The 16593-nt window shown below is 57.9% G+C and carries 16 protein-coding genes, 1 tRNA gene and 1 pseudogene; 6 read left to right on the plus strand and 12 right to left on the minus strand.

What is annotated here, in order from left to right; all coding sequences use genetic code 11:
* Positions 1–67: 67 nt before the first annotated feature.
* Positions 68–143, plus strand: a tRNA-Asn gene (locus ACJ8QI_RS12320).
* Between the two features lie 96 nt (positions 144–239).
* Here ACJ8QI_RS12320 and ACJ8QI_RS12325 read toward each other — a convergent pair.
* On the minus strand, positions 240–1073 hold the full coding sequence (locus ACJ8QI_RS12325; RefSeq protein WP_336842889.1) for an oxidoreductase: 834 nt from the start codon (positions 1071–1073) through the stop codon (positions 240–242).
* A 105-nt stretch (positions 1074–1178) separates the two neighbouring features.
* On the opposite strand from ACJ8QI_RS12325, the gene ACJ8QI_RS12330 reads away from it, so the two are divergent.
* Positions 1179–2099 (plus strand): AraC family transcriptional regulator, encoded by a 921-nt coding sequence (locus ACJ8QI_RS12330; protein WP_442532572.1) that lies wholly within the window; start codon positions 1179–1181, stop codon positions 2097–2099.
* 195 nt (positions 2100–2294) lie between these two features.
* Here ACJ8QI_RS12330 and ACJ8QI_RS12335 read toward each other — a convergent pair whose 3' ends face one another.
* From ACJ8QI_RS12335 to ACJ8QI_RS12355, 5 genes and pseudogenes are all read right to left on the minus strand, one after another.
* Positions 2295–3281 (minus strand): aldo/keto reductase, encoded by a 987-nt coding sequence (locus ACJ8QI_RS12335; RefSeq protein ID WP_442532573.1) that lies wholly within the window; start codon positions 3279–3281, stop codon positions 2295–2297.
* A gap of 25 nt (positions 3282–3306) precedes the next feature.
* Positions 3307–4335 carry an alpha/beta hydrolase gene (locus ACJ8QI_RS12340; RefSeq protein ID WP_004928673.1) on the minus strand — a complete coding sequence of 343 codons (1029 nt, stop codon included), beginning with the start codon at positions 4333–4335 and terminating at the stop codon, positions 3307–3309.
* A 34-nt stretch (positions 4336–4369) separates the two neighbouring features.
* Positions 4370–4498 (minus strand): annotated as a pseudogene (locus ACJ8QI_RS12345) (alcohol dehydrogenase); the annotation flags it as partial.
* A gap of 16 nt (positions 4499–4514) precedes the next feature.
* Positions 4515–5732, minus strand: coding sequence for an MFS transporter (locus ACJ8QI_RS12350; RefSeq protein ID WP_336842660.1), 1218 nt, complete (start codon positions 5730–5732; stop codon positions 4515–4517).
* A 127-nt stretch (positions 5733–5859) separates the two neighbouring features.
* On the minus strand, positions 5860–6210 hold the full coding sequence (locus ACJ8QI_RS12355) for a cyclophilin-like fold protein (RefSeq protein ID WP_015378446.1): 351 nt from the start codon (positions 6208–6210) through the stop codon (positions 5860–5862).
* Positions 6211–6437: 227 nt separating this feature from the next.
* Here ACJ8QI_RS12355 and ACJ8QI_RS12360 point away from each other — a divergent pair, with 227 nt between their 5' ends.
* From ACJ8QI_RS12360 to ACJ8QI_RS12370, 3 genes are all read left to right on the plus strand, one after another.
* Positions 6438–7337 carry a LysR family transcriptional regulator gene (locus ACJ8QI_RS12360; RefSeq protein ID WP_004928662.1) on the plus strand — a complete coding sequence of 300 codons (900 nt, stop codon included), beginning with the start codon at positions 6438–6440 and terminating at the stop codon, positions 7335–7337.
* A gap of 237 nt (positions 7338–7574) precedes the next feature.
* On the plus strand, positions 7575–8063 hold the full coding sequence (locus ACJ8QI_RS12365; RefSeq protein ID WP_004928661.1) for a GNAT family N-acetyltransferase: 489 nt from the start codon (positions 7575–7577) through the stop codon (positions 8061–8063).
* Between the two features lie 559 nt (positions 8064–8622).
* Entirely contained in the window at positions 8623–10329 is a 1707-nt protein-coding gene (locus tag ACJ8QI_RS12370) for a hemolysin (protein WP_442532574.1), read from the plus strand.
* 50 nt (positions 10330–10379) lie between these two features.
* On the opposite strand, the gene ACJ8QI_RS12375 is transcribed toward ACJ8QI_RS12370, so the two are convergent.
* Positions 10380–10952 (minus strand): hypothetical protein, encoded by a 573-nt coding sequence (locus ACJ8QI_RS12375; protein ID WP_442532575.1) that lies wholly within the window; start codon positions 10950–10952, stop codon positions 10380–10382.
* A gap of 128 nt (positions 10953–11080) precedes the next feature.
* Between ACJ8QI_RS12375 and ACJ8QI_RS12380 the strand changes: the two genes are divergently transcribed.
* A complete protein-coding gene (locus tag ACJ8QI_RS12380) occupies positions 11081–11971 on the plus strand; it encodes a LysR substrate-binding domain-containing protein (protein WP_442532576.1) in 891 nt (296 codons plus the stop codon).
* Here the strand turns inward: ACJ8QI_RS12380 and ACJ8QI_RS12385 are convergent.
* The 5 genes from ACJ8QI_RS12385 to ACJ8QI_RS12405 all read right to left on the minus strand — a co-directional run bounded on the left by ACJ8QI_RS12385 (position 11968) and on the right by ACJ8QI_RS12405 (position 16553).
* On the minus strand, positions 11968–12696 hold the full coding sequence (locus ACJ8QI_RS12385; protein ID WP_202669814.1) for a PA1136 family autoinducer-binding transcriptional regulator: 729 nt from the start codon (positions 12694–12696) through the stop codon (positions 11968–11970). The genes ACJ8QI_RS12380 and ACJ8QI_RS12385 overlap by 4 nt on opposite strands.
* Entirely contained in the window at positions 12693–13568 is an 876-nt protein-coding gene (gene hchA / locus ACJ8QI_RS12390; protein ID WP_442532577.1) for a glyoxalase III HchA, read from the minus strand. The genes ACJ8QI_RS12385 and hchA overlap by 4 nt, the downstream gene beginning before the upstream one ends.
* Before the next feature lie 101 nt (positions 13569–13669).
* The gene (locus ACJ8QI_RS12395; protein ID WP_060420360.1) at positions 13670–14437 is read right to left on the minus strand and encodes an ABC transporter ATP-binding protein; all 768 of its coding nucleotides are present in this window, start codon (positions 14435–14437) and stop codon (positions 13670–13672) included.
* Positions 14424–15434 carry a FecCD family ABC transporter permease gene (locus tag ACJ8QI_RS12400; protein ID WP_442532578.1) on the minus strand — a complete coding sequence of 337 codons (1011 nt, stop codon included), beginning with the start codon at positions 15432–15434 and terminating at the stop codon, positions 14424–14426. The genes ACJ8QI_RS12395 and ACJ8QI_RS12400 overlap by 14 nt, the downstream gene beginning before the upstream one ends.
* A gap of 42 nt (positions 15435–15476) precedes the next feature.
* Positions 15477–16553 (minus strand): ABC transporter substrate-binding protein, encoded by a 1077-nt coding sequence (locus ACJ8QI_RS12405; RefSeq protein ID WP_442532579.1) that lies wholly within the window; start codon positions 16551–16553, stop codon positions 15477–15479.
* Positions 16554–16593: the final 40 nt, after the last annotated feature.

A 16593-nucleotide genomic window follows, 5' to 3' on the forward strand; every position in this document is an offset into this window, starting at 1 on the left:
ACAGAATGTGTAATCCGCCTTTGACATGCCGACGGCGCCTCGCTATTATTCGCCCCGTTCACACGATTCCTCTGTAGTTCAGTCGGTAGAACGGCGGACTGTTAATCCGTATGTCACTGGTTCGAGTCCAGTCAGAGGAGCCATATTTAGAGAAGCCCGCTCAGGGAAACCTGAGCGGGCTTTTTGCTGTTGGGCGATCATCATCGATGATCCCCTGCACTCTCCCTACCCGAAACCGTTCAGCCATCCGTTGAACGGGTGAGTTTCTCCCACTGTTCAATTTCCTTGCCTAACGCCTCGAGCTTTTGCCGCACCAAACTTAATGCATCACTGCCTAACAACAGATGCGTGGGTGGATTCCGGCTCTCGATCAATGCCAGCATGGCGTGAGCCGCCTTCACGGGATCGCCCAGTTGCTTGCCGCTTTTTTCCTGACGCGCCTGACGAACAGGTTCAAATAACGCGTCATAGTCCGGGAGACAGCGAGGGCTGCGTACCATTGAACGCCCGGCCCAGTCCGTCCGAAACGAGCCCGGCGCCACGGCGGTCACGTGTAGGTTGAACGGGGCAAGCTCTTTACTTAAAGTTTCTGATATCCCTTCCAGTGCAAATTTGCTGCCGCAGTAATAGCTGATACCGGGCAAGGTAATGAAACTGCCCATTGAGGTGACATTGATAATGTGGCCGCGACGGCGCTGGCGCATGCCCGGTAGCACGGCTTTGATCATCGCCACCGCGCCAAACACATTGACCTCAAACTGGCGGCGCAGCTCTGCAAGCGGGGATTCTTCCAGAATGCCTTCGTGGCCATAACCGGCATTGTTCACCAGCACATCTATCGGGCCGACGGCGGACTCTATCTCTCCAACCACCTCATCAATACGCTCAACGTCCGTGACATCAAGCAGATAGCCAAAAGCCCGCTGCGTATCGAGCTCGCTGAAAGCCTGCAGTGCTCCGCTGTTGCGCACCGTTCCTACAACCCGATGCCCTACGGCGAGGGCTTCCCGCGCCAGCGCCTGGCCAAAGCCACTGCTGACGCCGGTGATTAAAATCGTTTTTGCAGATGCCATAAAAAGAACTCCCATGAACCATGAAGGTTGCATGGTATTCTCTACTCTGCCGCATTTTTAGGCCATATCTTCTCTTTTTCTTGCCTGATTTTATGAGGTGGTGGGATGTCCGACATGATTGCCCTGATGAATAGACTTGCGGTGCAAGAGGGATACAACCTCACTGCCCTGCCTGATGTGCGAATTTTGCGCTCCGATCGCCCGCTTGCCAGAACGCCGGTGCTTTACGATCCGGGGATCGTGATCGTCTGCCAGGGCAGCAAACGCGGCTATTTCGGTCAACAGACCTATTTATATGATGAGCAGCACTACCTGGCGGTTTCGGTGCCGGTGCCGTTTGTGATGGAAACCGACGCGTCGGCAGCACATCCGCTGCTGGCGATTTATATGCATCTGGATTTTCAGCTTGCCGCGGAACTGATGCTGCAGATTGAACAGCATGGCGCCCCGCATCCTCCCGTCGCGCCGCAAAGCATGATGTCGAGCCCGATGGACGACGCGGTAGAAATGGCCGTACTTCGCTTACTTGACGTCCTGACCAACCCGCTTGAGGCGGCGATCCTCGGCCCGGCGCGGGTGCGTGAGCTTTATTTTCGCGTGCTGACAGGCGCACAGGGCAACGCAATGCGTGCCGCGCTGGCCTTGCAGGGCCAGTTTGGCAAAATCGGTAAAGCGTTGCAGCACATCCATGCCGCTTACGCGGAGCCGTTAACGCTGACGCAGCTGGCGATGAGGGCCGGCATGAGCGTGCCGACCTTTCATAGCCATTTCAAGGCGATAACGCAGATGCCGCCGATGCAGTATGTGAAATCGGTACGCCTGCACCAGGCACGGATGCTGATGGTGCGCCAACAAATCACCGCCGCCGCCGCGAGTTACGCCGTTGGCTATGAAAGCCCATCGCAATTTAACCGCGAATTCAAGCGTCTGTTTGGCCTGCCACCGGCAGAGGAGATAAAGCGTATGCAGCATCACTTCGCCATTCCGCCCGCGCAGCCTGCCTCGGTATTTGTTTCATCGCACTGAGGCTTATGTGGTCAGGCGAACGATAGTCCGCTTCTGGCGCCAGGCGGATCGGCACTTGGGGAGAAAGTCCGCTATGAGCGAGAGCGGACATCAAAGTATTAAAGCAAAGAACAACATCTTCAGGTGATAAATAAATTTGACTGAAATAACGTACTTACCGACCCGAAGGCCGGTCATTGTTAACACGGATAACGGTTACCATGCGTAGGCTTCAGGGGCTTCCCCACCCGGTCCCGGCCAGATGGTATCCAGTCTTTTGAGCGTATCGCCTGAAAGGGACAACGTCAGGGCATTGAGATTCTGACGGAGCTGTTCAGCTGTGCGCGGACCACTGAGCACAGCGGTAACCACGGGGTTCTGCAACAGCCAGGCCAACGCCACGTCTGAGGGCGCCTCCCCCAGCTCATCACACAGCGTTTCCCAGGCCTCCAGTTGCGGCCGCAAGCGATTGATTTGTGCCTGCAGCTGCGGTGTTGCCCGGCGGCCATCGGCAATTTTTTTCAGCACGCCACCCAGCATCCCCATCCCGACCGGGCTCCAGGGGATCAGGCCAATGCCGTAATGGCGCAGTGCCGGAATGACTTCAAGCTCAACCGTGCGCTGGGTCAGGTTGTAAAGGCTCTGTTCCGATGCCAGCCCCAGCAGGTTGCGCGCATCAGCCGTGCACTGTGCGGTGGCAATATCCCAGCCGGCAAAGTTACTGCTGCCCACGCAGCTGATTTTACCCTCACGGATCAGCTGTTCCATGGCCTGCCAGATTTCCTCCCAGGGGGTGTTCCGGTCGATATGGTGCATCTGGTAGAGATCGATATGGTCCGTTTTCAGTCTTTTCAGACTGGCCTCACAGGCCCGGCGAATATGGTAAGCGGACAGATATTTGTCATTCGGGCCCGTATCCATCGGCTGGTAAACTTTCGTGGCCAGCACGATTCGGTCACGCAGGCCACTGCGCGCCAACCAGTTACCGATGATTTCTTCGGATGTCCCGTACCCCTTTGCCATATCCGGTGACTGCGGTCCGCCATAGACGTCAGCGGTATCGAAAAAGTTGATACCCGCATCCACGGCTTCATCCATGATCCTGAAGCTGGCCGGCTCATCCGTCAGCTCACCGAAATTCATGGTACCGAGACCGATGCGGCTCACCCGCAGGCCGGTACGACCCAGATGTTTATAGTTCATGTCAGATGCTCCTTAACTGAACGTGTTATTGCAGGTTCTTACGGAAAAAGTCTGTCAGTTTGTCAAAAGGGATCACGTCGGTACGATCATAGAGATCGACATGCCCTGCGCCCGGTACGACATAAAGCTCTTTAGGCTGACCGGCGCGTTTGAATGCATCCTCGCTGAACTCTTTTGAGTGAGCCCGATCGCCGGTGATAAACAGCATCGGACGCGGTGAAATGGTTTCAATATCGTTGAACGGATAGAAGTTCATAAACTTGCCGATACTGCTCAACATCGGTTTCGTCGTCAGTGCTTCTTTCTCACCCTTCGGGGTGTAACCACCGCGTTCGGTGCGGTAGAAATCGAAAAACTCACGCTGAATATCCGGCGTTGAAGCGTCCAGTGTATTCACGGTACCGGGAATGTAGGCCGTCTCGCCTCCCTGAAACTCTGCTAAACGCTGCTCTGTGGCTGACCGGATAAAGGCCTTTCGTTGTTCCGGCGTCTGGGAATGGTTGAGGCCGTTGCGAAATGCAGCCCCCATGTCATACATGCTGACGGTGGCAATGGCTTTCATACGCGGGTCAATCTTGGCAGCACTGATAACAAAACTTCCGCTGCCGCAGATACCTAATACACCGATGCTATCCGGATCAACAAACGGCTGTGTGCTTAGATAATCAACCGCCGCGCTGAAATCATCTGTGTAGATTTCCGGTGAAATCAGGTGCCCCGGTTTGCCCTCGCTTTCTCCCCAGAAAGAGAGATCGATAGCCAGCGTGACAAACCCCTGCTCCGCCAGCTTCTGCGCATAAAGATTCGAACTCTGTTCCTTAACGGCTCCCATCGGGTGACCAACGACGATCGCCGGGTGTCGGGTATTCTGGTTCATCTTTTTCGGGATAAACAGGTTGCCGACCACGGCCATCTGATACTGGTTTTTAAAGGTGACTTTTTGCTGCGTCACCTTATCGCTTTTATAAAAATTATCGGCCCCACGGGACATATCCGCCGCAGAGGAAGCAAATGCACTGATCAACAGCCCCAGCGCTAACGTAAATTTTTTCATGATGGTCTCCTTATCATTAAGCCAGGGTGGCGTTATCCGAATGGCAGACGCCGCAGAACGCGAAATCAATCTGCACATCACGGGCGCCGGAGGCGCGACGGGTGATATCCATCGGCTCCAGCGGCAGTGTGCCCGCATGGGCACCGTAAGCTTTACCTGTCATGACATAACTCCAGGGTTTATGAATGGTCTCTGGCAGAGGTGTCTGCGCGTGAGGTCAGGAAAATCAGCCCGGCCGCGATAAGCAGCATCGTGACGCTGGCCAAGAAAGTGCTCTGGTAGCCGTGGTGATCGAAAAGCAGCCCCCCTACCGTTGAACCTAGCGCAATGGATAACTGGACCATTGCCACCATCAGCCCGCCGCCGGCTTCGGCATTCTGCGGAAAGATACGCGGTACCCAGGCCCACCACCCCACCGGCGCACCGGTAGAAATCAGCCCCCACAACCCGAGCAGCACCATCACGATGGCCACCTGACTGCCAAAAGCGATCAGTGCCAGCGCGGTGATGGCCATCAGCACCGGAATGGCTATCAGGGTCGAGTAGAAGCCGCGTTTCAGCACTCTGCCAATCAGCGTGGTGCCGATGAAACCCGCGACACCGATAACCAGCAGGATTAGGGTGACCACTGAAGCATCCACCTTCGTCACCGTTTCAAGGAAAGGCCTGATGTAGGTAAAGAGCGTGAACTGCCCCATAAAGAAGATGCCGACGCCCAGCATGCCTAACGTGACCACTCGACGGCGAAACAGCGTGAAGACATTGCTGGCACCGTTACTCTGCCGGGTGACCTGCATGGAGGGCAGGCTGAACAACTGCCAGATAAACGCGGCGATCGCGACCGGCACCAGACAAAAGAAGGCCCCGCGCCAGCCGATCACCGAACCGAGCCAACTGCCCAAAGGGGCCGCGATGACCGTGGCCAGTGCATTGCCGCTGTTAAAAATGGCCAACGCCAGCGGAACTCGGTGCACCGGAACCAAACGCATCGCCGTGGCTGCCGACATCGACCAGAACCCGCCGACTACGATGCCAATCAGAGCCCTGCCCGCCATATAGGTCAGGTAATTGGGTGCCATCGCAATAACAGCACCGGAAATTGCCATCATGCAGGTCAGGCCGAGCAGCAGCGTTTTCCGGTTAAGCGTGCCTGCCAGCACGGAAATAAACAGGCTGGTTACCACTGCAAATGCCCCGGAAATGGCGATGCCCTGTCCGGCCATGCCTTCGGTGACACTAAGGGTCTGCGCCATCGGTGTCAGCAGGCTGACCGGCATGAATTCGGAGGCGATCAGGGCGAAGACGCACAGCGTCATGGCAAAGACACCACTCCAGTGCGCAGGCTGTTTCCCGCTTCCGGTGTTTTTTTTTCTGTTTTCGTCTGTCTTATTACTCATTCAGGGATTTCTTTTCAGTAGATAACATGAAGTCTGTGCCCCGGAGCCTTCAGCGCTGCAGGAAGAGCTGAAACGGCATACGGAGACGGGATAAGGGGGATAATCGCGGTACGGAAGGTGCTGCGGGTCAGTTGGCGACCCTGATCTGCACCGCAAGAGGTCCGTGGCGCTGCAGGACCGGCAGTCCGGAATCCACTTTCCCTAACGGGATCAGTGAACGGGCGTAAGCCCTGCCCTGGGCAAAAATCGCCAGGTTGCCCCAGGGCGCGTAGTAAGTGATATCTCCGGCTTCCGGCGTCATGCCGTCCGGTGCCTGCACCGTGGAAAGCCTGCGCGGCAGGTCGCTTATACGCTCAATATCGTCATAGTCTTCCAACGTCAGGCTGAGGGGAAGCAAAGACGCAAAGTCCCGGCCTGTCGGCGTATCAAAGAGGGTGGCGGTGGCGGTTTCTCCCTCCACAATGATCTCAATTTTCATAAGCGTCTCCTGCGCCACTCCCCGGTCGTTGTCACCCGCCATAGCGGACTGCGTGACGAAAAGCAGGCCGGCAAGGAGCAGCAGTGATGTTCTGCAGTAAGCGTTTTGCATAAGGGTTAGCGTTGACTTTTTCATCGCATTATTGTTACCAATATGCAGCGGGTTAACTAGCTAATGAATACTTAATACCCTTATAAGTAAAATTTATAAATGGACCGGGAACGAGCATGGCCAGACGCAATCTCAACGACTTACTCTCTTTCGTCACCGTGGCGCGTGAGGGCAGCTTTACGCGCGCTGCCGCCCAGCTCGGCGTGACCCAGCCCGCACTGAGCCAGGCGATTTCCGGGCTGGAAGAACGGATGCAAATCCGCCTGCTGACGCGAACCACGCGCAGCGTGTCAGTGACCGCCGCCGGGGAACGCCTGCTGCAGTCTGTGGGCCATCGTATTGATGAGATTGAAGCCGAGCTGGACATGCTGACGGCACTGCGTGATAAACCTGCGGGGACCGTCCGTATTACATGTGGACCTAATGTTCTGAAGACCACGCTGCTGCCAAAGCTGACACCACTGTTACGCGAATATCCTGATATTCATATTGAGTTTGATGCCAACCACGGGTTCCGGGATATCGTGGCGGACCGTTTTGATGCCGGCGTGCGGCTCGGAGACACTATCGACAAAGATATGATAGCCGTACCCATTGGCCCGAAACTGCGCATGGCGGCTGTAGCTTCCCCTGAGTATTTTGCCCGGTGCGCCGCCCCTCAGACGCCACGCGATCTGATGCAACACTGCTGTATTAATGAGCGCATGGTTCAATCGGGGAAAATTTACGCCTGGGAGTTTGAGCAGGAAAACGGTAAATTTCACGTTCGGGTTGAAGGGCAAATGACGTTTAACACATCGGAACACGTCGTTGACGCAGCTCTTGCCGGACTGGGCATTGCCTTTTTACCTGAAGAGGAGTTCGGCACACATCTGCAGGAAGGAAAACTGATCCGCGTGCTTGAAGAATGGTGCCGTCCTTTTCCCGGCTACTATCTTTATTATCCCAGCCGTAAACAGCCTTCCCCAGCGTTTTCACTCGTTGTGGATGCGTTGCGTATTAACCGGAAAATTTAATGCTGAATTATCGGGCCAATATTTCAAGAACGGACGTGAACGTCCGCTTCTGGCACGCAACGGACAGGCTACGTGATCATTGGGTCTGCTTTGAGCGAAGTGCAGACTTCGGCGTCAGCAAAATTACGCTCAGTTGACAAAGCTATATGATATAATTTTATCATGCTGAATCGGCGGATAATTCGGTAGAGTAGTACTAAGTATGCGTTACGTTGCTATTAAGAATGAGACAGTAAATTGAAAACAAAACAGTCAAAAATCCCCAAATCAATTTATAGGCCCATGCATGACGACGAATTTGGCCTCTGGGGGGGCCTCTCTTTAAATGACTATGTTGAAGACCTGATGGCAAATCATCGATACAGTCGTAAAAAAGCCCAGATAGAGGCGTCGAAATCATTTAAAGCAGCCTTGCCAGCGGGTATCAATACTCAGAATAACCATTTTAGAACTTATGAACATGACGGTCAGGCTGCGGGATATCTGTGGTTCAGCCTGGAAGATAACTCAGCCTTTTTGTCAGATATAATGCTTCTCCCAGAATTTCAGGGTAAGGGAATGGGTCGGGATTTTATCCGTGCATTCCTGAATGAGCTGACTCAACAGGGCGCATATGAGGTGGAACTCAGAGTGTCACCGGACAATCAAAGGGCTTTGAAATTATATAAAGAATTTGGTTTTCGGATAACTGGTTTTGATATGAGTCTTTTGCTAGGATCCGACTGATCAGCAATCCGTTAATCATAATTTTCGGAGACAATCTCGGGTAATATCAACTATCGATAGGCAATCTACCACTATATATCTTCACATCATCAATGTCCGCTTCTGGCACAAAACCGACCGCCAGAGTCCCCACTCCAGCATTCCCCCCCATTCCACACTCCAGCAGCGCCAGAGAGAAATCGCCCTCCTGCGTTGCCGTCGGTGTGAACCCGCAAAGCGGCAGCCACCGCCATAACGCCGACGCTTGGCCCCACCAGCGAAACCCACTCTTTTATCTAAGAAGATTCCTAACCGAGCTGACGAAAATTCCTTCCTGACGCCAATACGCGGATTTACCCGCCGATTTACAACAATAATTCTGTAAAAACAATCGATAAGCCAATCTCTCTCGCTCAGCAAGTTGCGTCTATCCTTTCGCTATGGGCGCCTGCCGCCCATCGTTCGCTGCGGCTCGCGGCATGCGCGTTTCTGGCTGTACGGGTTTCGGTTTATTCCATCGCGCGCCTCCATTCATCATGTTGAATTTCACAGCAATCTCTCAGCAATAAGGAGTGTTTATATGGCTTACGTCATTACCGACCGAGAAAAACTGCAAGCGATTTGGGAGGCCGCCAAAGCCGGCGATTGGCCGGCCGTGTATGCCGCCTCCGTCGATGCGCTCACCGATCCCAACCATGCCAATCAACCTATTCAGGGCGTGGACATCGCGGTGTATACCTGGATCAAAGGCGCCTATGGCGTGAACTCGAATCAGGGGGCGTTTGCCCATTACATTCGCGACCAAACCAAGCTGCAGTATGAGCTGCGCACCGGGCATGTTCCCGATGACTGGGAAACGCGCATTCAAAATGCCTCCGACAACATCGCCAAGAACTTCGCCAAGACGCTGTTTGGCGTCGATCTGAGCAGCGATCCCAACGCGCCGCTGCCGGATGCCCCGCCCACCAGCGCCAAAGTGCCGGATATTCACGAGGTCGGCCTGATTGACGCCGGCGCGGCGGCGTCCGAGGTGTTCACCGATGCTTCCTCGACCGGCGCCCCTAACTATTCCCCCTGGGCCGGCACCACGCTGTTCTCTTATTTAGGCGATACCTCGTTCTTTACCGAATGGGTGGCGACCAACGACACCTCGGCCTTTAAGGTGGAAGGCGGGACTTACGATCTGATTGCCGCAGCGCAGGTCTCCATGCAGATGAAAAACCTCAGTTACGTGGTTGAAACGCTGCTGGCGGGCGAAGTGCCCACCTATTTGACCACCCTCGGCATTGGCCACGAGACCATCCGCCTGGCCGCCGAAGCGGCGCGTGATTTCTACACCGAATCCTACGGCAGCAGCGTGACCGGCGGCGGCAGCCTCATTCCCGGCAAGCTGGATATCGGCTCGGCGATTTTCAACGACATTGCCGACGTGCTGTCCACGCCGAATCTGTACCGCGTCGGTACGCTGTATGACGACGATTTCACGCTGGCGTTCGGCAATATCGCCGTTAACACCGGCAGCGGCGACGACACCATCAGCGTGCCGCGCGGCTGGCAAAACAATGCCGGCAACTACGGCTGGACGGTCATCGACGGCGGCAGCGGCCATGATACGGTCGATTATTCCAGCCTGTCGCACGGGGTAAACCTGAAGTTTGACGCCCAGGGCAGCTATGGCGGGCGCGGGGTGATCGAGAAAAACGGCATCGGGCTGTACGGTTTTAAGGACGGGCTGTACAACATCGAGGCGGTAAAGCTGACGGACTTTAAGGATAACGTCACCTTTAACGATCGGGTGCTGACACCGGCCAACGGCCTGGAGGTTAACCTGGGCAAAGGCTCCAGCGAGATTCGCTTCGAGCACGGCTATACCACTGCGCCGGGTGGGAGTGCGCCGCAGGATTATCTCGGCGTAAACCTGAGCATGCTGTCCAACGATGTTCCCTTCCCCAACAGCCTGCTGAATATTCCCGTGAAGCAGACCCACAATATCTACATCGACGACAGCTTCGAACTGGGCTTTTTACAGGCCTCTTCCCTGTCTATCGATAACCACCTGCTGGCCTTCGGCGCCGAAGGCTCAAACAGCAGCTTCTCGCTGAACTACAACGCGCAAACCCATACGCAGGATCTGTCGATATTCATGCAGGGCGAAAGCGCGCTCAATCAGCACGTCGTCAATATCTACAATTGGGATCAAGGCGACTTCGGCATCACGCTGGAGCAGCCGGCCATTCAGCTCGTCGGCTTGCAAACCGTTATACCGCAAGAGCTCGCGGCCGCCTAAGCGAAGCCCGCCGGATTTACCGGCGGGTTGTTTACCTTCAGCGCGACGGCTCAGGCCCCATCCCGCTCCGCAACCCGCGCCATCAACGCCCCCAACAGCGCCAGATCGACCAGCAACGCCAGCGCGAAACAGCCTCCTCTCGCGCCCGGCGCGGCGTAGGTTTGAATCAGCAACGCGGCCACCACCACGGCCACGATGCTCACCACCGTCGCCAGCCTGCACGCCACGGCGAACGCCGCTTTCTCCCCCACCGCCGTGCGGTAGGCTACGCCCTGCCCCAGGCCGCCGAGGGCGATGCCCGCCAGCAGGGCCGGCCAATCATGGCCACCGAACAGCATCAGCAGCGTCAATAGCCATCCCGCCGCCGCCAGCAAAAAGCCGTAGCGGAGCATAGCCAGCGCAGGCCGGTTCCGCAGCGGCTGCCAGCGGGCCAGTGCGGCGCCGCCGAGAAACGCCAGCGCCAATGCCGTTAGCAGCATCAGCGTTGCGCCGATGCCCAGCAGGCTTTCGGTCTTCAGCAGCAAGGCGCCCGCCGCGACCGGCACGCTGAGCGCCAGACCGCTCGCCGCCGTTCCCGTGTGTTCCATGGCGCCCAGGGCGCCGTTGTTGATATAAAGGCTCATCGTTCACTCCCGACATGTGGAAATGATGAAATTAATTCATTCCCCTGTTCACATGTCAGTAGCCTATCTCTTGTATAATCGGTCAGACAAACTCATAGTTTTCAGCCTTAGATGAGAATAACTCAGCCATGAGAAAACCCCGTTTGCCGCCGCTGGGCGCGCTGCGCGCCTTCCACGCCGTGGCCGGCTGTCGCAGCTTCAAACTGGCCGCCGAAGAGCTGGGCGTCAGCGCGACGGCGGTCAGCCATCAGATCAAGCTGCTGGAGTCGGTGCTGGAATGCCGGGTGTGCGAGCGCAGCGCGCAGGGCGTCAGCCTGACCGAGACCGGCGAGATCCTGTATGCCGGCACCCAGCGCGCCTTCGCCGCGCTGGAGCAGTCCGTCGCCCAAGTCACCCGCGCCCAGCAGCCGCCGGCGCTGACCGTCACCACCACCTCCAATTTTCTCACCCACTGGCTGGTACCGCGCCTGGCGGATTTCAAGGCGGAGTTTCCCACCATCGATCTGCGCCTGCACACCAGCGTCGAGCGCGTCGATCTCAGCCAGCGCACCGTGGACGTCGCCATTCGCTACCGCGAAACGCCGGAAAGCGATCTGCACTGCACCTTGCTGCATGAGGATCGTTTTATCGTGGTGGCCAGCCCGGCGCTGGCGCTGGAGCGCATCGAAGATTTGCAGCGGGTAACGCTGTTTCACGTGGAACATCGGCAGGTGCCCGCCGACGCGCCGACCTGGGAAAACTGGCGACGGCGCTACGGGCCGGAAGGGTTGAATGTGGAAGCCGGGCTGACCTTCAGCGACGAAACCCATGCGCTGCAGGCGGCGGTGGCGGGCCAGGGGGTGGTGATCGCCAGCCGGCTGCTGGCGCGCGATTTGTTGCAGCGCGGCGTGCTGGCCGCGCCGTTCGAGATGTCGTTACCCGGCGCCAACTACTATCTGGTGGCCACCGAAGAAACTGCGCAGCGCCCCGATATCATTGCGCTGCGCGAGTGGCTGCTGCGGCAAATGGCGGCGGGCTAACGGCTCTCGGGGGCGATCTCCCCCAGGCGGATCGCCACGCTGATCGCCTGCGCGGTGGTGGCGGCGCCGAGGCGTTGGCGAATGCGGCGCAGGTGGTTTTCCACCGTGCGTTCAGACAGGCCGAGCATCGCAGCGATATCCGCCTGCCGCCGGCCGATGGCGGTCCAGCTCAGCACCTCGCGCTCGCGCGCCGACAACCGGCCCTCTCCCTCGCCAGCCGCCGGTTCAAACAACCGCCGCGCCGCCAGAAAGGCCGCCGTGCCCACCAGCGACAGCGCCAGCCGCACCGGCGGCGAGGCATCGATGCGCTCGCCCCCCAGGCTGACGGCCCCCTCCAAACCGGCCGGGCCAAACACCGGGATCTGCACGCCGTGCAGGCCGGCGCCGCGCGGCGTGCGCACAATCCGGTAGCGCTCGCCCTGCTGCGCCCGGGTCTTGGTCCAGAAGAACGGCTCGCTGGCCCGCAGCATGTGCCGGGTCACCGGGCAGTGCCGCACGTAGGTCAACGCATCGACCGCCTCGCCGTCGCCGAACCAATCGCCCTCGACCCAGTAGATATGCTCGATCCCCGCCTCCGCCGTGGCGGAAGCGGAAAACAGCACAAAGCGATCGAAGCCGAACGGCGCGGCGAAGGCGCGAACCCGCCCCTGAATGGCGGACAGGGTTCGCTCGTGGTCCATCGCCAGCGCCGTCTGGAAAGCGCGCTGCGCGATCTCGTCGCTCATCGCGTGGCGACGTCGGCCAGCAGCGTCTCTGCCGCCAGTTTGCCGAGATTGTTGGAAGCCAGCGGGCTGTCGCCGGTCAGCAAGCGCCGATCTTTATGCACCTTGCCGGTGATGTCGGCGTTGACGATCTTGACGCCCCGCTCGCGCAGGCGTTCGCCCACCAGCCAGGGCATCGGGCCGGGGATGTAGCCGATGTCGATGTTGGCGCCGGTATCGAGCGAGTCCGGGAACACGCACATCTCATAGCCGCGATAGAGGAAATCCTCTTTGCGCTCGCCGATGCCCGCCGCCAGCAGGCCCGCCGGCCCGTGGCACAGCGAAATCACGTAGCGATCGTTGTCGTGCGCCCAGTGCAGGGTCTTTTTCACCTCTTCGCTGAACGGAATATCATTCAGCACGCCGTGGCCGCCGGGGATGAAAACGCCGAGGTAGTTGCCGCCATCCAGATCCTTCACCACCTCCGTCAGCTTTTTCGGCTGCTTGAGTTGGCTGCGGTACTTCTCATAGGTGGCCTTGACCGCTTCGTCTTCCTGCGGGAACGCCCACATCTCCAGCTTCACCGGATCGCCGGACGGCGTGGCGATGTCGATCTCGAAACCGGCCAGATCCAGGTGATACATCGGCAACAGCATCTCGACCGGGTGGTTGCCGGTGGAGAAGAATTTGCCGTTTTGCATCAGCAGGTAGCGCTCCTGCGAGGCGATCATCAGCACCTTCCACTTGCCGCCGCGATAGGCGTTCGGGTAGCTGGCGCCCGCAAAGTCGGTTTTGGACGAGGTGTACTGGCTGAGGGAGTAAGGCGATGGGAAGAACGCGTTGTCTTCCGCCACATCCGGGGTGGGATTACGATCGTTGGACACTGAATCAGTCATGATTATCTCCATATTCACCGTTACGTTGCCCTTTCAGCTTAAATAACCGCCGGCGGGGCCGCAATGAGGGATATCCCTCAAGCAATCTTTGCAGCCGAAACTCAGGCGAGATTGCGCAGAGCGATAATAAAGGTTTCTTCGCCGGCGCCCTGGTATTCATAGCGGCACTTTCTTACCGGCACCCGGAAATAGCGCTCCAGGATATCTTCCCGCAGCACAGCGCTTTTAACGCCAAACAACGACTGCCGTTTTGTCATCAGTAAACACTTGTCGGAGATGCGTTCGGCGTAATTGAGGAAATGCGTATTCAGCACGATCGTCATCTGCCGCTCTTTGGCGAGGCGCCAGAGCATCTCGATCATTTTTGCCTGATTGTAAAAATCCAGGTTCGACTCCGGCTCATCAAGGATCATGACGTCAGGATCTGCCATCAGCGCCTTGGCGAAATAACACATCTGCAGTTCACCGCCGCTGATCTGATCGATGCTTTTCTGCGCCAACGGGCCGATTTCCAGAGATTGCAGCACCGCCTGCGCCCTGGCGAAATCGTGCTTTCCCGGCCGGGCAAACAGTCCGGCCTGACGAACGCAGCCGAAAGTGACAAAATCGAGTACGCCATAGGAAAAATGTGGCGCCTTCGCCTGCGGCACATAGGCCAGGCGCGCCTCTCGATTATCGACACGGCCGATCTCGCACCAGCCGGCGCTGGGCCGACACAGGCCCGCAATATTTCTCAGCAGCGTGGTTTTGCCGGCGCCGTTCGGGCCCAGCACGCTGAGGATCTCGCCGCGCTTAAGCTCGAAGCTGACGTTGTCGAAAATGGGCTCCCGCCCTTTGAAACCAAAGGATAGTCGGCTAGCGGTGATCATATCGATTGCCCATAATAAAAAGCGTGGCGAAAAGCGGCGCACCGATCAGCGCGGTCAGGATGCCGATCGGGATTTCTGCGTAGGTGGCGCCTCTGGCGATATTATCGATCGCCAGCAAAAACAACGCACCGCTCAGCGCCGAGACCGGGATCAGGCGGCCGTGGTTATACCCCAGTACACTTCTCACCAGATGCGGGATCACCAAGCCGACCCATCCCACCACGCCGGCCAAGCTTACCGAAGCGGAAACCAGCAGGGAGGCGGCGATCAGCAGCAGGATCTTCAACCGGGGCGGATTCAGGCCGGCAATGCGCGCCTCGTCGTCCCCCAGCGAGAGAATGTTCATTTTCCACCTGAGCCGATAGATTGTCAGGTAACACGCCGCAAACAGCGGGATTAGCCAATAGACCTGCGCTTTCGCCACCGAAGCGAAGCTGCCCATCAGCCAGAAGACGATCGCCGGCAAGGTATCCTGCGGATCGGCGACATATTTTATGACCGAGACAAACGCGATAAACAACGACGCGATAATCATGCCGGACAGGATCGTCGTCAGTGCATCCTGCCGACGTTTCAGGCGGCAGATGCCGAACACCAGCAGCAGGCTCACCACGCCGAAAAGAAACGACAGCATGGCACTCAGGGCAAAAGGCAAACTCAATAAAATGCCCAGCGCGGCGCCAAAGGCGGAGGCGGAAGAGGTGCCCAGCACGTCCGGGCTGGCTAACGCGTTTTTCAGCACCGCCTGAAAGGTCGCGCCGGCGACCGCCAACCCACCGCCCACCAGCATCACCGCCACCACCCGCGGCGCACGCAGGTTAAAAATCACCGAATAGCGGGTCGGGTTTTCCCCCGGCATGTTCCCCTGCCATAAAATCTGCATCACATCGTGGGCCGACAAGGCGTAGCGGCCGGCAAACAGTGATGCGACGGCGGCCACACACAAGGCCAAAAACAGCCCCGCCAGGATCGCCACATATTTTCCTCTGCCCGGCATCCCCAAGCTCCCCCCATTAATGAATGCTATTCAACCGTGGCACTAGCGCTGTGCCAGCACCTCATCCAGCAACCGGTCCGGGATCGCATAGGAGAACATCGTCTGATAATAGCGGCGCGTCTCCTCCCGCAGCGTCTTGTCGCTAATGTCTTCAGGGGCATAGCGGTTGATCATAAACAGCGGCAGCAGCGATGTTTCCGCCGACAGGCCCCCCCAGTTATGAATGCCCACCGGCGTCGAGAAAACCTTGCCGTTTTTTACCGCCCTGAGCGTTTCCCAGGCCTGGCCGGGGATCCCCCCGTGCAGCAGCGCTTTGGCGCTGCCGAACACCACGAAAATCACATCCGGGTCCCAGGCCATGATCTGCTCCATCGAAACGTTGATGTACCTGCCGGCATCCCCTTTCACCGGCAAATCCCCGGCGACGTTGTCCATGCCGGCCATTTTCAGGTAGGTGTCGCCGTAGGTATGCGGGCCACTCACCTTCAGCTGCCTGCCGTCACTTTCTTCGAGATACAACGCCCTGACGTGCTGCGCATGGATGGCTGCGGCATAGGGGCGGATCTGCTTCAGGGTCTTTTCCCAGGCGTCTTTGAATTTGTGCGTGCGCGGCAGGCCGAGCGTGTCGGCGAAAGTGTTCTCCCAATACACCTGGGTAGCCATCGGCTGGTATTTTGTCTGCCCACCGGCATCCAGATCGACGGTCATCACGCCCGCTCTTTCCAGCCGATCGTCCTGGCTTTTGCCGTAGTAATAAATAATGTCGGGCCGTAGATTCATTAACGATTCCATGTTGACCCGGTAGTCCTTATTGATGAAGGCGGAGGTGATCCTGCCGATGTCAGGCTTCATGTCCTTCAATACATGCCTATCGGCATGCATGAACGCCCAGGGCCCCACGCCGACGACGTGCCGGTAGGCCGCCTCGTTCGCCAGGATCACGCCGAAGGGGCAGTTGCCGGTGATGACGATCCGCGGGTAGCTGCCGGGCAGCGTTTGCGCCGCCGCGCTTTGCAACGGTTCGGCCGCCGCCGGCAGGCTGGCGCCGGCGCAAGGCACCGTCGGCAAGGCAAATATTGCCAGCAGAGCGGTGGCGATAAATTTCACTGTGACGCACATGGTGCCTCCTGCGCGCACGCTCGGCGGCGCGCGTCAATGG

This window comes from Serratia sp. CY84636 (assembly GCF_052166245.1).
GTDB lineage: Bacteria > Pseudomonadota > Gammaproteobacteria > Enterobacterales > Enterobacteriaceae > Serratia > Serratia nevei.

Coding starts and splice junctions, on each gene's coding strand:
- ACJ8QI_RS12325 (WP_336842889.1), bottom strand. CDS start 1,073: ATGGCATCTGCAAAAACGATTTTAATCACCGGCGTCAGCAGTGGCTTT.
- ACJ8QI_RS12330 (WP_442532572.1), top strand. CDS start 1,179: ATGTCCGACATGATTGCCCTGATGAATAGACTTGCGGTGCAAGAGGGA.
- ACJ8QI_RS12335 (WP_442532573.1), bottom strand. CDS start 3,281: ATGAACTATAAACATCTGGGTCGTACCGGCCTGCGGGTGAGCCGCATC.
- ACJ8QI_RS12340 (WP_004928673.1), bottom strand. CDS start 4,335: ATGAAAAAATTTACGTTAGCGCTGGGGCTGTTGATCAGTGCATTTGCT.
- ACJ8QI_RS12350 (WP_336842660.1), bottom strand. CDS start 5,732: ATGAGTAATAAGACAGACGAAAACAGAAAAAAAAACACCGGAAGCGGG.
- ACJ8QI_RS12355 (WP_015378446.1), bottom strand. CDS start 6,210: ATGAAAATTGAGATCATTGTGGAGGGAGAAACCGCCACCGCCACCCTC.
- ACJ8QI_RS12360 (WP_004928662.1), top strand. CDS start 6,438: ATGGCCAGACGCAATCTCAACGACTTACTCTCTTTCGTCACCGTGGCG.
- ACJ8QI_RS12370 (WP_442532574.1), top strand. CDS start 8,623: ATGGCTTACGTCATTACCGACCGAGAAAAACTGCAAGCGATTTGGGAG.
- ACJ8QI_RS12375 (WP_442532575.1), bottom strand. CDS start 10,952: ATGAGCCTTTATATCAACAACGGCGCCCTGGGCGCCATGGAACACACG.
- ACJ8QI_RS12380 (WP_442532576.1), top strand. CDS start 11,081: ATGAGAAAACCCCGTTTGCCGCCGCTGGGCGCGCTGCGCGCCTTCCAC.
- ACJ8QI_RS12385 (WP_202669814.1), bottom strand. CDS start 12,696: ATGAGCGACGAGATCGCGCAGCGCGCTTTCCAGACGGCGCTGGCGATG.
- hchA (WP_442532577.1), bottom strand. CDS start 13,568: ATGACTGATTCAGTGTCCAACGATCGTAATCCCACCCCGGATGTGGCG.
- ACJ8QI_RS12395 (WP_060420360.1), bottom strand. CDS start 14,437: ATGATCACCGCTAGCCGACTATCCTTTGGTTTCAAAGGGCGGGAGCCC.
- ACJ8QI_RS12400 (WP_442532578.1), bottom strand. CDS start 15,434: ATGCCGGGCAGAGGAAAATATGTGGCGATCCTGGCGGGGCTGTTTTTG.
- ACJ8QI_RS12405 (WP_442532579.1), bottom strand. CDS start 16,553: ATGTGCGTCACAGTGAAATTTATCGCCACCGCTCTGCTGGCAATATTT.